Annotated in this window: 18 protein-coding genes; 8 read left to right on the top strand and 10 right to left on the bottom strand. The window is 38.9% G+C overall.

The window, feature by feature from the left end; all coding sequences use genetic code 11:
- Window positions 1-31 precede the first annotated feature (31 nt).
- Entirely contained in the window at window positions 32-1,129 is a 1,098-nt protein-coding gene (locus AC1DOK_RS02050; protein WP_477552552.1) for a winged helix DNA-binding domain-containing protein, read from the bottom strand.
- A 151-nt stretch (window positions 1,130-1,280) separates the two neighbouring features.
- Here AC1DOK_RS02050 and AC1DOK_RS02045 point away from each other — a divergent pair, with 151 nt between their 5' ends.
- Window positions 1,281-1,781, top strand: a complete 501-nt coding sequence (locus AC1DOK_RS02045; protein ID WP_477552551.1) for a ferritin family protein — start codon at window positions 1,281-1,283, stop codon at window positions 1,779-1,781.
- A 77-nt stretch (window positions 1,782-1,858) separates the two neighbouring features.
- On the opposite strand, the gene AC1DOK_RS02040 is transcribed toward AC1DOK_RS02045, so the two are convergent.
- Window positions 1,859-2,635, bottom strand: a complete 777-nt coding sequence (locus tag AC1DOK_RS02040; RefSeq protein ID WP_477552677.1) for a DeoR/GlpR family DNA-binding transcription regulator — start codon at window positions 2,633-2,635, stop codon at window positions 1,859-1,861.
- A 246-nt stretch (window positions 2,636-2,881) separates the two neighbouring features.
- Between AC1DOK_RS02040 and AC1DOK_RS02035 the strand changes: the two genes are divergently transcribed.
- Window positions 2,882-3,190 carry an antibiotic biosynthesis monooxygenase family protein gene (locus AC1DOK_RS02035; RefSeq protein ID WP_477552550.1) on the top strand — a complete coding sequence of 103 codons (309 nt, stop codon included), beginning with the start codon at window positions 2,882-2,884 and terminating at the stop codon, window positions 3,188-3,190.
- 177 nt (window positions 3,191-3,367) lie between these two features.
- Window positions 3,368-4,129, top strand: a complete 762-nt coding sequence (locus tag AC1DOK_RS02030; protein WP_477552549.1) for an SDR family oxidoreductase — start codon at window positions 3,368-3,370, stop codon at window positions 4,127-4,129.
- A gap of 144 nt (window positions 4,130-4,273) precedes the next feature.
- Here the strand turns inward: AC1DOK_RS02030 and AC1DOK_RS02025 are convergent, their stop codons facing one another.
- From AC1DOK_RS02025 to AC1DOK_RS02005, 5 genes are all read right to left on the bottom strand, one after another.
- Entirely contained in the window at window positions 4,274-4,435 is a 162-nt protein-coding gene (locus AC1DOK_RS02025) for a hypothetical protein (RefSeq protein WP_477552548.1), read from the bottom strand.
- 157 nt (window positions 4,436-4,592) lie between these two features.
- Window positions 4,593-4,814 carry an XRE family transcriptional regulator gene (locus AC1DOK_RS02020; protein WP_477552547.1) on the bottom strand — a complete coding sequence of 74 codons (222 nt, stop codon included), beginning with the start codon at window positions 4,812-4,814 and terminating at the stop codon, window positions 4,593-4,595.
- Between the two features lie 148 nt (window positions 4,815-4,962).
- Entirely contained in the window at window positions 4,963-5,841 is an 879-nt protein-coding gene (locus AC1DOK_RS02015; protein ID WP_477552546.1) for a hypothetical protein, read from the bottom strand.
- Between the two features lie 167 nt (window positions 5,842-6,008).
- Window positions 6,009-6,698: a Crp/Fnr family transcriptional regulator gene (locus AC1DOK_RS02010; RefSeq protein ID WP_477552545.1), complete on the bottom strand. Its 690-nt coding sequence runs from the start codon at window positions 6,696-6,698 to the stop codon at window positions 6,009-6,011.
- 182 nt (window positions 6,699-6,880) lie between these two features.
- A complete protein-coding gene (locus tag AC1DOK_RS02005; RefSeq protein WP_477552544.1) occupies window positions 6,881-7,465 on the bottom strand; it encodes a phosphatase PAP2 family protein in 585 nt (194 codons plus the stop codon).
- A 334-nt stretch (window positions 7,466-7,799) separates the two neighbouring features.
- Here AC1DOK_RS02005 and AC1DOK_RS02000 point away from each other — a divergent pair, with 334 nt between their 5' ends.
- The 3 genes from AC1DOK_RS02000 (at window position 7,800) to AC1DOK_RS01990 (ending at window position 10,014) form a co-directional block, all read left to right on the top strand.
- The gene (locus AC1DOK_RS02000) at window positions 7,800-8,228 is read left to right on the top strand and encodes a VOC family protein (protein WP_477552543.1); all 429 of its coding nucleotides are present in this window, start codon (window positions 7,800-7,802) and stop codon (window positions 8,226-8,228) included.
- Window positions 8,229-8,435: 207 nt separating this feature from the next.
- A complete protein-coding gene (locus AC1DOK_RS01995) occupies window positions 8,436-9,239 on the top strand; it encodes a DUF2935 domain-containing protein (RefSeq protein ID WP_477552542.1) in 804 nt (267 codons plus the stop codon).
- A 307-nt stretch (window positions 9,240-9,546) separates the two neighbouring features.
- A complete protein-coding gene (locus tag AC1DOK_RS01990; RefSeq protein ID WP_477552541.1) occupies window positions 9,547-10,014 on the top strand; it encodes a GNAT family N-acetyltransferase in 468 nt (155 codons plus the stop codon).
- A 14-nt stretch (window positions 10,015-10,028) separates the two neighbouring features.
- Here AC1DOK_RS01990 and AC1DOK_RS01985 read toward each other — a convergent pair whose 3' ends face one another.
- Together AC1DOK_RS01985 and AC1DOK_RS01980 are read right to left on the bottom strand one after the other, a co-directional pair.
- Entirely contained in the window at window positions 10,029-10,550 is a 522-nt protein-coding gene (locus AC1DOK_RS01985; protein WP_477552540.1) for a type 1 glutamine amidotransferase domain-containing protein, read from the bottom strand.
- A gap of 93 nt (window positions 10,551-10,643) precedes the next feature.
- Window positions 10,644-11,489, bottom strand: coding sequence for a DUF421 domain-containing protein (locus AC1DOK_RS01980; protein ID WP_477552676.1), 846 nt, complete (start codon window positions 11,487-11,489; stop codon window positions 10,644-10,646).
- 264 nt (window positions 11,490-11,753) lie between these two features.
- On the opposite strand from AC1DOK_RS01980, the gene AC1DOK_RS01975 reads away from it, so the two are divergent.
- Window positions 11,754-11,942, top strand: a complete 189-nt coding sequence (locus tag AC1DOK_RS01975; RefSeq protein ID WP_477552539.1) for a hypothetical protein — start codon at window positions 11,754-11,756, stop codon at window positions 11,940-11,942.
- A 64-nt stretch (window positions 11,943-12,006) separates the two neighbouring features.
- Window positions 12,007-12,480, top strand: a complete 474-nt coding sequence (locus AC1DOK_RS01970; RefSeq protein WP_477552538.1) for a hypothetical protein — start codon at window positions 12,007-12,009, stop codon at window positions 12,478-12,480.
- A 244-nt stretch (window positions 12,481-12,724) separates the two neighbouring features.
- On the opposite strand, the gene hemQ is transcribed toward AC1DOK_RS01970, so the two are convergent.
- On the bottom strand, window positions 12,725-13,471 hold the full coding sequence (hemQ, locus tag AC1DOK_RS01965) for a hydrogen peroxide-dependent heme synthase (protein WP_477552537.1): 747 nt from the start codon (window positions 13,469-13,471) through the stop codon (window positions 12,725-12,727).
- Window positions 13,472-13,507: the final 36 nt, after the last annotated feature.

Raw genomic sequence — 13,507 nt, 5'->3', positions numbered from 1 at the left:
TAATATAGAACGCTTGAAAGCAACGATTACATTATAATTCCATCACTTGAAAAGAGGTCGAAGCTAAGGGCATTTCCATAAACTCGCAATATCGCCGAGCATTCTCTAAAATGCCATCTTCCTTGTCTTCCTGAGGCCTAAATAAGTTAAATTCAATATCAATACCTTTAGGTTTGATCGTTCGTTTCCATATACCGGCGACTTGACCGTCGATGATAATGATCGGCATAAATACGCCGTTGTTACCTGGAACAATTGTATGTGCATATTCCGCTCTAAGTATCATGCTTCGATCTTTATAGCCGAGTAAATACTCATCGTACCCCGGAAGCAAATAGACAGTTGGTCCATCATCGGTAGATTTTGTTTGGGAATGATCGCTCTCCCAATAGACCTGATTATTTATCTTCTCTGATACCAACCTTGATTGTATAGCTTCGACACCCTCCCTAGCATCTGAGAGCGTGATACCTGCCCACCAAGCAAAATCATGGACAGTTGCAGGCCCGTGACTGGTAAAATATCGTTCCGCGAGCATAGCAAGTGCTTCGTTCATCGTTAATTCTTTGGCCTTGGGTATCCACTCATCTAGTAACACAAAGGTTTGCTGCTTCCCTTCCCTCGGCCCTTGACAGATAAAACCGGTCTGTGCGAGTAGCCATAGTATGTGATACCCTCGTTGATTCTTTGTACTGATCCCTGCTTCCTCGAGCAATTGCATTAGCTGGGGCCTGGATATCCGCTTGTTCCCGTGTAAGGCGTCATAAATGATCAGCCCACAGCGTTCAATAATCTCCTCGGTAAGCTCCAATTGTTCCAACCTTCGGTTATTCTGCGCCAGAACACGTGAAGCCGTGAGCTTTAACATCCATCTTACATCTTCCGGAGGTACAAAATGGATCGTGCCTCGCATCGGCCAGGTCAGCATGATTTTACGATCTGCAATGGATTGCTGAATATCCGCAACAGTTGAAGATGGCATTCGCAAACCGAGCGCCCATAGGGCTTGATGATAATCCTGAGCCTGCACAGCGCCAAGCTGCTTTACGATTTGTTCGGGATTCCTCAGCCTCTCGCCATGTATACCGAGATTGTGTAACCGCCGATTAGAAATACTTTGCTTCTTCATGGACTTCCCCCTAATTAGGATAATAAATAATAAAGAATCGTCTTAACTCAAGGAGCTTCTCCATGAGAAGGTGTGCCAAAGTTCGCACATATGTGGGCATTTGTGCATATCAATAATCCTGGAGAGATTGTTCTAGGAGGGAATGTACATTATGTATATTTGGGACTCACCTTATTGGTATCGTACTGAATTTAAACCCCTTTGGGCAACGGATTATCCTCAAGCTCTAGAAATGATGAAGCAGGCAGTTCAGGGTGAACGTAACGACGAATTGTTTTACGAGGAATTAATTCAACAAGCGCCATCGAAATACCAGAAAGATATCATTTCTTCAATTAGGGACGATGAACGTGGACATAATCAGATGTTTCGTGCCATGTACCAGGATTTAACCGGAATGATAATCTCTCCAAGCGGGAATGAACCATACCAGAAGATTGGAACTTATACTGAAGGGCTTGTGAAGGCATTATTCGGCGAACTTAGCGCAGTCGAGAAGTATAGAAGAATATGGTCTGGTCTGCCAGCGGGAGTGTACCATGATACAGTTCAAGGTATTATCATGGACGAACAAAAGCATGCTGATAAATATAATTATCTATATACTTTAAATCAGATTCAAGGTAAGCGTCAAATAGCCTCCATCTTGTGAAAGGATGAGGGCTATTTGACGTTTATTTCGTATAAACTCAGCAGGCGATCGGTAAAGTCTTGCATACATAATACTGATCATTCAATATCTTCCACTTGTGCAATGAGCACCTTGACCCCTAGCGCCTGAATCCGTTCGATCACTTTCTGATCAGCCTTCTCATCTGTAATTAACAGATCGAGATCCTCAACCACTCCATTCTTTGCAAAACCATCGTTTCCGATGGAATGATGGGTCGCAATTCCAATTCGGCGACGGGATACAGAAGTGACCGCTCGTCCGAATGCTGCTACTTCAGGAGTTGCCACAAATATACCCTCGTCAGATATACCTCCTCCAGTGGAAAAACTGATATCAAACCTGAATTGACGAACAAATTCGTTCGCGAGTACATCTGTAATATTTCCTGAATGCTTTACCCTACCACCAATTAAGTAGGTATCGATCCACTCCCGTTCACGTAATACATCCGCCACCCGCATACAATTGGTAACGATCGTTAGTGGCATCTGGTCCGGTAGATGCTTCAATAACAAATACGAAATTGAGGCACTGCCAATAAATAAAGTATCTTTTTCTCGAATATACGATACTGCTAATTTGGCGATTGCATTCCCTTCCGGTGACCCATCGCCATATCGCTTTTCTGGAGGTTGAGCGGGCTGTCGAACTTTCATAGAAATAATCGCCCCACCATGAGTTTTCTGGAGTAAACTCTTTTCCTCCATAATGGAAAGGTCACGACGGATAGAATCGATAGAAATCTGAAACATCTCTGCCAAGTCTTTTGCTAATACCCGTTTGTGTTGATGCAGTAAAGCAAGAATCTTCTCACGTCGTTCTTCGGCAAACATTCCTGAACCATCATGCGCCACGCTTTATTCCTCCTAAATATTCATTTATTTTCCAATTACTCTTTGAGTATATTCTGTTATATTCATTTATGCAACTATTTTCATTATATTGGATTCATTATTATTCTTGTTTATTCATTTTTGTTCATTTAATTTAACTTTTAACACATTCGCTATTTTATCGAATTTATAATAGTATAATCTAATATAAACATAGACTTTTACAATTGAAGGAGATTGATAAGATTGGTTCATGAAACAAACGGATCGTATTATGCAGTTATATTTTCGAGTCAACGCACTGCGGGGGATAATGGTTATGCTGACATGGCTGACAAAATGGAGAAACTAGCAGCTGAGCAACCTGGTTTCCTAGGAGTTGAAAGTGTCAGGGATGCTTCAGGAGCCGGCATTACCATATCCTACTGGGATAGCCTGGAAGCGATCAGTAACTGGAAGCAGAATCAATCTCACAAAGTTGCTCAAGAGAAAGGTATGCAAGACTGGTATCAAAACTACAAAGTGAAAATATGTAAAGTTGAAAGAGAATATTAATAAGAGCCTGCGTTAATATGCAGGCAATTGTTTTAATACTCAGAATAATATGATTTTAACTACATTATTGTGCGAAATGTCACAGTAATATTACAGGATGTGATATCCTTATTATTAACAACATGAGTTCGTTTAACAAAGAAAGAACATATCCAACCAGTTGAAAGGATGATACAAATGAAATTACAAGGAAAAACTGCCGTAATTACAGGTGCTGCATCGGGTATGGGTAAAGAAATGGCTATACTATTTGCTCAAGAAGGAGCTCAAGTTGTTGTAACTGATATCAATGAAACTGCAGTAAACGAGGTTGTCGCGGAAATCACTTCAGCTGGAGGACAAGCAATTGGTGTCGTTGCCAATGTTGCCAAGGAAGAGGATATAGCTAACATGATCGACATAGCTGTTAACGGTTACGGTAAACTCGATATCCTGGTGAATAATGCAGGTATTATGGATCAAATGCAAGCTGCTGAGTCTGTTACGGACGAAATGTGGAATAGAGTAATGGATATTAATGTTACAGGACCAATGAGAGCGATCCGTAAAGCAATTCCTCTCATGAAAGAGCAAGGCCATGGTGTAATTATTAATACGGCTTCAGTCGGTGGACTTAACGGATCACGTGCTGGAATTGCCTACACCGCTTCGAAACATGCTGTTATTGGTCTAACTAAGAATGTCGGGTTCCAATATGCTAAGTTCGGAATTCGTTGCAATGCGATAGCTCCAGGCGCAGTTGCTACCAACATAGGTTTAGGGTTAACACAGCCTGATCCTCATGGTTTACAGCAAGCGATGTCTGGTATGTCATTACAACGCGGAGAACCAGGAGACCCGAAACAAATCGCTACAGTTGCCTTGTTCCTAGCTTCTGAAGATTCTAGCTTCGTGAACGGAACTGTGATTACAGCCGATGGCGGATGGACCGCATACTAATTCTTTGATACTATTCTTTAAAAGCAGAGGGAGCCATCATTGTCGATGGCTCCTTATTAATTTCCATCCAACCTCATCTCATTCCTTCTGTTCTTTAACTTTTGCGCCAAAGTCGATTTAAGTACATTTGGTCTATTTCTCAAATCACACATGATATTTCTCTACTGGTGCATTCAAAACCCATTCCAGCATTTCGATTCTCATTTGAAATTGATTGGCTACATCTTGATTGCCTGCTGCCTGCATTTGCTGCATAGTCATTTGTAGCTCAATAATTTTACGTTTAATTTGATCCTCGCTTCTCATCCTTACACCTACCCGTTATCTATTATCCTGACCGTATTCGGTCTCTTCGCTAAGTATAGATTTTCTATACCGACTGATAGTTTTCTTGCTGTTGCAAAATGCCGAGCTGATGAACCAACAGGTCTGAATTAGAACAGGGAACTCCTGAATACAGTAGTTATCTCATTTCAACTGCAATTAGCTCATATAACTCTTTCACCCCACAACCGATCGTTTCCGAGATAGAGATTGCCGTTTTCAAAGGCATGATTCTCCTGTTTTCGATAAAGTCGGCTTGGCGTTCAGGCTTATAGCGTAGGGTATGGGCGAGCTCCTCCTGGGTTATTCCGGCTTCCGCCAATCGTACATGTAGCAAGCAATTGCCAAGTTCGATTTTCATGTTACTTGATCCCCCCTTATCAGTTGATATAGAAACATCTTTGCCCATTAAGTGAATTAACAGTCCCCAACAATAGTATTAATGCCATGGACAAGCCCCCTTATAACTGATGGTGGCGATGAAGAAACTTCTTAGTACGATTCTCCGATCAATCCCTACAAAGTATAAAATAATCCCTCAAATCACGCTGAAAATCTGTAGTTACACGCTTTGGTTCGCGTATCTTACATTTTTCTAAATACTCAATTGCAATACTTTTCGTATTTGGGTATTTATTAGCGATTGCAATAAGGCATCCAATGATTCCTAGATTATTCACTTCATCTTTCTTCTTTAATTTATAGGTGGCATTCGCAATAAAATGACTTAACCACAATTCATACGTTTTATCACTATCCGGTATCTTGGTTTCAAAACATCCATTTCTAACCGCTGCCCATATAGCCAAAAGAGAATTTTGAACGAGTTCATCTGTTTCTCTGTTATGGAATATCGTAACGAGTGATCCAATAACACTTGATATATTGACGCCTTGGTCTGCAAGTCTCCAATAAATACTACAGCTAAATTCTTTTGTTGCATGATCAGATAAGTATTTGTTTCCTGAAGCAAGGATCGTTGTTATCACTTCTTTTGAAAATCGGATTTCCTGTGCAAGTAAAGTATCTAAAATGGCAGTGGCTCGGTATTGAAGATAAAGCTCAGTCTTAGATTTGGTAGATTCTTTGCGGTCCAGATAATGGATTTGAGTAATTAGTAGGATTAAATCAAACAAGTCCCCACCTTCTTGAAAACAGTGCTGAAGTATCTCCAATAGACTAACAACTAACTCTGGATCACTGACATTTATATAAGTACCAATATCTCCGAGTTCCTGTCCCCTTAGTGTATTCTCCAAGTAATCTTTTACTAATACAATCGCTTTTGAAGCCGTTTCTGGAGAGAAGATTAATTCTATGATCTCTGTTACAAGACTCTCACGAATTTCTAAATCTGATAATATTAACTGTTGCACTTTTTGTTCCAAGCTACATACGTTCATATATTACCCACCGTGTTCGTTGATTTATTACATTTCATTATACCATATAGAGGAAGAATTAAGTGGGGGGAGAAGTCGACTCAGATCATCCAAAGCCGATCTTCATTACACACAAAAGGGTTGCCAATGGCAACCCTTTATCCTTAGCAGAATCACATGGACCCCGTCATCGCTTCTAATTTCGCACTATTGCAAATCAAAATCTTCTTCTTATCAACCTTTATCATTTCCTGGTTTTGCAGCTCAAGCATAACCTTCGTTACTGTCTCCCTAACTGTGCCCGTCATATCGGAAATTTGTTGATGAGTCAGCTTAAGATCAATCAAGATCCCATCTTCAATTTGGACCCCATGTATTTCTATTAATCGAAGTAGACCTCTGGCAATTCGAGTGCGGGCATCAAGTATAGTCAAGTCCGTAATAAATTCATTCGCTTTTCTTAGACGCTCAAGCGCCGTCTGCAGAATCTTGAATGTAATTTGCGGATTGTTGTTCATAAGCCAAGCAAAGTCATTCCGTTTCAATACATACAACGTCGTTTTCTCTACAGTTTGAGCAGAGGCAGAGCGCACTTGTTCATTTTCAAGCACAGCCATTTCTCCAAAAAAGTCCCCTTCTCTAAAAATAGCAAGAATGATTTCTCTAGCTTCGTTTTCCTTGTAAATTTTGACGACACCGGATTGAATAATATAAAGCTCATCACCCTCATCATCTTCAAGAAACACATTAATTCCTTTCTCATAGGTTCGAATCATGAATAACGAGGCAACCTTCTCCAGATCTTCTTCCTCTAGATTATGAAAAAAAGGAAAGTCTCGTAAAAAGCCAAGCATTTCTTTCATATTATGTACCGCCTTTTATATGAAATGGTTGATTAGAATAAGTTCAATTAACTAATTATACCATTCCTCCCTTATTACAGGAACTCATTTCAGATTAAAGTTATGTCAATTCAATAAATTATTAGGCGCACGCAAAAACCTCCGTCCAGCTAGGAACGGAGGTACACGTTGTAGCATTTTATTTAAGACTCAAACCCTTGATCTTGTAATTCTCGTTTTCTAGCATATCGACTCCGGTATAGTGCTGGCAACGTATAAATTAATAAGTAGTAGACTTCAACTAGTGCAATGGCACTAATAACATCCCAGATCACATGCTGCTTAACAAACAATGTAGATGCGATAATAAGCAGCGACATCCCGCTAATTAAAGTTGTATTCACACGATTACGTGCAGGACTTGTAAGCATTAAGCGCATCACCATATAACTGGAGAAACAATGAATACTAGGAAAACAGTTATACGGCAGATCTCGATTATAAATGAATCTAACAAGCTGAGCGAACGGGTCACTGCCTATTACTTCAGGCCGCGGTACGGTTGTTTGAAATACTAGATAAATAACATAACAAGTAAGTGCACAGATCGTATATAACAACATGGCCCGATAATACGATGTTCGATCACGGATGAAGAAATACACAACGCAGACGTAGATATAGAAGATCCACACACCGTAAGGTAAAGCAAAATATTTAATAAATGGAATTGCCTCATCTACTGGAGTCATTAGAGAATAGACCTCAGCTGGAAGGGTGTTAACCAAATGATAGATTTCTCCTAGCACGGGGAAAATTAGCATTAGCGATAGAGGCGCCCATCTAATAACCTGCTTGGGAAATCGCGAAAAAAATCTTATCACACAAATCAATACCTTTCTATTGCAAAGTCACATGATGTTATTTATACAAAGAGTACCGGTTTATTATATAAACCTGAATTTATCTCGTTACATTATAAGCAACAGATTAGCTGTTAATCAACACAATGTTAATCGAAATCGATCCGATTATTTGAAATTTTGTCCATAAATGATAAAATAAAACTATAATCATTGCATCATTGCATATGATTAACATTAGATTTTAAGGAGTGAGCGCATGTCCGTTGATGTTTATCTGAATTTTAATGGAAACTGCCGTCAAGCAGTAGAGTTCTACGCAGAGGTTTTTGGGACAGAGAAACCGCAAATTATGACCTTTGGAGAAGCGCCTCCTGCCCCGGAATTCTCCCTTCCAGAGCAAGCCAAAGATTTGGTCATGCACACAAGGCTTAACATTATGGGTAGCAATGTGATGTTCTCAGATGTTTTTCCTGGCATGGAGTTTATTGTAGGAAACAATATTACTCTTGCATTAGTCCTGAACGACATTGATGCCGTTAAATCGTTGTTCCATAAGCTAAAAGAAGGCGGAACTGTAGTGATGGAGCTGCAAGAAACCTTCTGGAGCAAATGCTATGGCCAAATCACAGATAAATTTGGAATTGCATGGCAATTTAACTATGACAATGGCGAAATGGCCATGTAATACATTCTTGTTTTTTAAAATAAAGGGCCAGTGATGTTAGTCAGAACATTTGACTTCATCACTGGCCCTATTTATTAGATATACTTATTAATGAAGGACAGTTGTCTTTCATCAATAGTTGTCCTATTTTGTAAAAGTATGGCATACCTTTCTCTCCAAGGCAGTAAACATAAGATATTAGAATGTCTGCGGGGAGAGTGATAAATTTTGGCTAATGAGTTTGTTACGCGTTCTTTGGATGAAATACGGTTCTGGTCACGTATCATGAAAGAACATTCCTTTTTCCTAAAGCTAGGATTTCGGGCTGAGGACACACTATTAATTCAAGAAGCGAATCAATTTTACAGTATTTTTGAGCAAATAGAAGGGAAATCTCATTCCTTTAACGAACAGACCGACCCTGAAACAATTAGAAAATTCAACTCGGAAGTACATTTGGCTGTTACACATATTTGGGTTTTTAAAAGAAAGGTGTTAGGACTTATCCTACAATGCAAATTACCCGGTGGAACCAATTTCCCGTTATTAGTAGACCATATTAGCAGAGAAGCAAACTATTTTAGAAATCGATTAGAGGAATTAAATCAAGGCAAGCTAGAACCACTACCCGATGCCATAATTGATGAAAATGTATTCTTTCTACGCATAATGGCTGACCACTCCAAATTCATTGGACATCTTCTTGACCCATCTGAACGCCAATTAGTTGAGCAAGCCCGTAATTTTAGTCATGATTTTGACCAACTTCTATTTCAAGCTATTGATTTAAGCGGAATGCGTCCTCAATCTCAGACTAAACCTCTACTGGATCAATTTCTTGACCAAAATCGTGTTTCTGTGGTGTCTCTCCGTGATTTTAAAAAGACGGCAAAAGATCTAATCGATGCATGTCGCATTAAAAGTATCATCCACCCCTTGTTAGCTGACCATGTGTTTCGTGAAGCAGAAAGATTCTTACACATTATTGATCTATTTGAAGCAAGCTTAGCAGGTAAGCAAGCAATACAATAGTATATTTAGGCCAACCTAGTCAACTTTGATTATATCTAACCTTCTCGACTTATGATAGATAGAGATAGGTATATTATTCCAATATATGGGGATAGTAAATCGTATAGGCATATGCCTTTTATAAAAACGTCAGTGATTCCTTCTCCCCAGAAGTCATTGGCGTTTTAATTTGTTTATATAACAATAGAACCTTCAAATCTTGCCTCAGCAAATAGGTATGAACACAAATATTCTAGATGAGATTGTATCCTTTTAGTAGACTCAATCATCTATCACTAGCATATATATAAGGGTAGGAGGCGATTAAATGTGGGATATTGTGAATCAAGAAACGAGTATAATTCTAAGTCAAGGACATCATCATATCAAGAACTCAGTTGCTAATGATAATGCCGTTTTAATCCTCTATCACCCTGTTTACAGTAAGCATGCGATCTTCGCTCGGGTCGTTACACCAGATCGTAGCAGAACCTCAGAATTCGTTAACGATTTGAAAATGTTTGTTATCAAGGGAGCCAACAATCAATTTGAGTTAGTGAACATCCTCATACATCCTAGCTTTATGAATAAAGGCTATGGAACGATTCTTATGAATCAACTAATTGAGAATGCCACCAAACGTTGCATCAATTATATTGAAGGACATTTAAGGAACACAGATGGTAACGATGATCCTAAATTGCAGCATTTTTATGCTAAACATGGGTTTGATATTGATGAGTATAGAAATATTCTTTGGCGTAATCGAGTTCAGGTTACCATGAATTCTTCATAACCAAATCTCCATAATTACTCTGCGAGTAAATCTGCAAATGCTTTGGCATACTCTGGTAAATCAGATGGGCGACGTGATCCAACAATATGTCCATCCACTACAACAACTTCATCCACCCAAGCTGCCCCCGCATTCTCGATGTCATCTTTAATTCCAGGTGTTGAGGTAGTTCTTACTCCCTGCAATATTTTGGCTGAAGCAAGAACCCACCCTGCATGACAGATATGACCAATTGGTTTCTTGGCCTGATCCATTTCCTGAATAAACGATATTACTTCTGGATAACGTCTAAGCTTATCGGGAGCCCATCCACCAGGAACAAGCACACCATCATAATCAGGAGCAGCTATATCTGAGAGTGCCTTATCAGTTCGACATGGAACACCGTATTTCCCTTTGTATGTATAATTAGCTTGAGGGCCAACAAGATGAACGATAGCGCCTTCTTCACGTAAACGATACACAGGATACCATAGTTCTAAGTCTTCAAAATCCTCTTCTACAAAACAAACTATTTTCTTTCCTTCAAGACGCATAAGTAGACACTCCCCATCCAATTCATTTATGAAATTTAATAAGCATTATAACATAAATTTGAAGAGTCTTCTCTAAGGCCTTGAAATAAACCGTTACCGCCGCAATAAAGGCTTTAAAGATTGAACTGCGTTATCCAATTGCAATGAGCATTGCTCATACATGTTTTTGGCAGTTTTATTAGTTGTAGTTAGACTGTAAAGCTCAATATCTGCTTCACATTTCTTTAAGGTTGCAAATAACTCAGCTCTAGCTTGAGGCAATGGTACTGAGATTTGATCATCATACAAATCAACAAACAACGTACCATATGAATCGACTTGTCCTATGAGAACATTGTCCACAGTTAGCCCTTGTTTTTCTAGTTCAGTATTCAACCATTGCCTTGTGAATCCGATAGTGACTAAAGGTTCGTCCATTATTTTACCATCCATAATAACGCACTGTGGGGTCTGTTCAGGTGCGACCTTAATACCTAAGTGCTTAGCGGTTAGAGGACTATTTTCTTTCTTTAACAGAACATTAATATCTCCACTCGGCTCCATAATGGCAAATTCAACTTCAGCTATATTGAACGCTCTTTTCTTACGCAATTGTTCCATGAGCTCATCCGTAGTTAAACGTTCTTTCTTGAGATTATCTTCTAGAATCTTACCATCTTGAATCAGGGTAGAGCCTTTACCGTCAATAAAATCCCTTGCTTTTTTACTTTTCATTTGTAAGAATTCAATTCCTAGCGATACAGCAACCCATACCACTACAGCAATGATCCCCAGATACCATTTTGTATCTAAATCAAGCGAAATATATGCCGCAATGCTACCGATCGTAATGCCTGTAATGTACTCAAACATAGATAATTGAGAAACCTGTCGTTTACCCAATACCTTCGTCATAATGAATAGAACCACTACAGCTAATAAAGTACGCCAAACAATCATAAACTCATCTGCCAAGATTAGTCCTCCTATGCAAAACATTTTACCTGTCAAAAGTATTCCTCATAAAAATACCATCCATTCATCCTTTACGAACAAACGACATGGTATATAAATGGCAAATAGCAATTTCAATAACTTTTTTATAATATTGCAAATATTGTAATAATTGCTCTAAATAACAGCGATAAATATGTGACATTTTTAACAGTGTTCCATTTAATGGATATGTTACCATTTGCAAAAAAGCTACAAAGGTGGATTAAAATGCCAAAGAAAATATTAAGAAGTCAGTCCGAACAATACCCTTACAGAGTTCAGATAAATATTACTAAGGTTCAAACACGTGATGGAATAGGAACTGTAACACATCAGATGTCAGAGTGGTTAATGGTTAAGCTTGATCATAACGAAAGAACAATTAGAACCAATATTTACTTAGCAGAGCCTATATAAGCATAAAACATTACTTTTAGAGAAAAATAACACCACAAATGAATTTATTCATGGAGGTAGTAGGATGCTTAAGCCCCAGGACAAGAACAAACAAGCCGATGAGCTCATGAAACAGAATGAGACGCTTATGAATGCTCTGCAAAACGCGAATCAACTATTAGAGCAATTAAGCAAACAACCGCAGCAATCAGATCAACAACAGAACGTTCAAAGCCAACAGAATCAACAGCAACAATCAAATCCTTATACTCAGCAACAGAATTCTAATCCAAATCAACAGCAAGCCTTGGATTGTTCGAACCCTAATCAACAACAGAATCAACAAGGACAACAAGCGGGTGAACTCGCTAATGAATTACTAAAAATTAAGGAGCTTGTCACTACGCTAGAAGCTAAGACAGAGAACTATGTAGTTAATTCATCCAGCAAAGCGCTTAACGAAAAAGACGTTGCCTCATTAGTTCTCATATTAATCGATGGTATGATCGATTGGGCTACTGAATTTATTAATCAGAAGAATGGGTCATCTAATAGTTAATCTCGTTTATGTAGATGGGATGCCGAGAATCCTGGCGAATAGAAGCATCCCTACTTTCTCACAAGAAGAAATAACTTTACCGTCTTTAACAGACGAATACGTTTCTTATGGTGATACTTAGAATTTGTGAACTGAAAGTTGTAAATTCTATATTATAAAAAAAGAACCAATAATTACCTCTACTCGAGTAAAGGTAACTATCGATTCATACTTTTACGAGGTCAGAGAAAGAAATTACTTTCTCTTACACTGTGAATAACTGTTTTAACTTGTCATCTGTTAGAAGATTTCCAACATAGAATTCCCCGAACTCACCGAAGCGTGCGCTGACTTCATCAAAACGCATCTCATATACTAGCTTTTTGAATTGAAGGGCATCGTCTGCAAACAGTGTAACTCCCCATTCCCAGTTATCAAAACCAACAGAACCTGTAATGATCTGTTTAACTTTACCTGCATAGGAACGTCCAATCATACTATGTGAGCGCATCATTTCTTTACGCTCTTCCATGCTAAGCATGTACCAATTGTCATTTAAGTCCCGTTTTTTATTCATAGGATAGAAGCATACGTGATTAGATTTAGGTAACACTGGTTTCAATCTTTCAACAATTTGAGGAACTGACATAGGGTCTACACCTGGTGCCGCCATGTAAGCACTAAGCTCCACGATTGATACATACGAATGAACAGGGATCGTAAAACTAGCGAATCCAGATTTATTAAATGAAGTTTCAATGGATTCCAATTCTTCGAGTGTTTCACGTAAATGCATAAGCATGAAATCAGCTTTCTGACCCACTATCGTGTAGAAAGCAGTTGAGCCAAGTTTATTAGCTTCAACTTCACGCCAGTTTTGCAGCATACTCACTAATTCGCTTTCCGCTGCAATTCTTTCCTCTGATGTAGCAGCTTTCCAAGCCTTCCAATCTATTCGTCTAAAATCATGTAACGCATACCAACCTTCTAGCGTTCCGACAGCTTCACTCATATAATGCGCCTCCTTGGGATAAACCTATTTAATACG

It is taken from the genome of Paenibacillus sp. P5_B5 (assembly GCF_056400365.1).
This window is presented reverse-complemented; position numbering and strand designations above follow the sequence as displayed.

Excerpts from the sequence above, each read along its gene's own strand:
- AC1DOK_RS02050 (WP_477552552.1), bottom strand. The coding sequence starts at position 1,129 with ATGAAGAAGCAAAGTATTTCTAATCGGCGGTTACACAATCTCGGTATA.
- AC1DOK_RS02025 (WP_477552548.1), bottom strand. The coding sequence starts at position 4,435 with ATGAGAAGCGAGGATCAAATTAAACGTAAAATTATTGAGCTACAAATG.
- AC1DOK_RS01990 (WP_477552541.1), top strand. The coding sequence starts at position 9,547 with ATGTGGGATATTGTGAATCAAGAAACGAGTATAATTCTAAGTCAAGGA.
- AC1DOK_RS02000 (WP_477552543.1), top strand. The coding sequence starts at position 7,800 with ATGTCCGTTGATGTTTATCTGAATTTTAATGGAAACTGCCGTCAAGCA.
- AC1DOK_RS02020 (WP_477552547.1), bottom strand. The coding sequence starts at position 4,814 with ATGAAAATCGAACTTGGCAATTGCTTGCTACATGTACGATTGGCGGAA.
- AC1DOK_RS01970 (WP_477552538.1), top strand. The coding sequence starts at position 12,007 with ATGCTTAAGCCCCAGGACAAGAACAAACAAGCCGATGAGCTCATGAAA.
- AC1DOK_RS01980 (WP_477552676.1), bottom strand. The coding sequence starts at position 11,489 with ATGATTGTTTGGCGTACTTTATTAGCTGTAGTGGTTCTATTCATTATG.
- hemQ (WP_477552537.1), bottom strand. The coding sequence starts at position 13,471 with ATGAGTGAAGCTGTCGGAACGCTAGAAGGTTGGTATGCGTTACATGAT.
- AC1DOK_RS02030 (WP_477552549.1), top strand. The coding sequence starts at position 3,368 with ATGAAATTACAAGGAAAAACTGCCGTAATTACAGGTGCTGCATCGGGT.
- AC1DOK_RS02010 (WP_477552545.1), bottom strand. The coding sequence starts at position 6,698 with ATGAAAGAAATGCTTGGCTTTTTACGAGACTTTCCTTTTTTTCATAAT.
- AC1DOK_RS01975 (WP_477552539.1), top strand. The coding sequence starts at position 11,754 with ATGCCAAAGAAAATATTAAGAAGTCAGTCCGAACAATACCCTTACAGA.
- AC1DOK_RS02040 (WP_477552677.1), bottom strand. The coding sequence starts at position 2,635 with ATGTTTGCCGAAGAACGACGTGAGAAGATTCTTGCTTTACTGCATCAA.
- AC1DOK_RS01985 (WP_477552540.1), bottom strand. The coding sequence starts at position 10,550 with ATGCGTCTTGAAGGAAAGAAAATAGTTTGTTTTGTAGAAGAGGATTTT.
- AC1DOK_RS02045 (WP_477552551.1), top strand. The coding sequence starts at position 1,281 with ATGTATATTTGGGACTCACCTTATTGGTATCGTACTGAATTTAAACCC.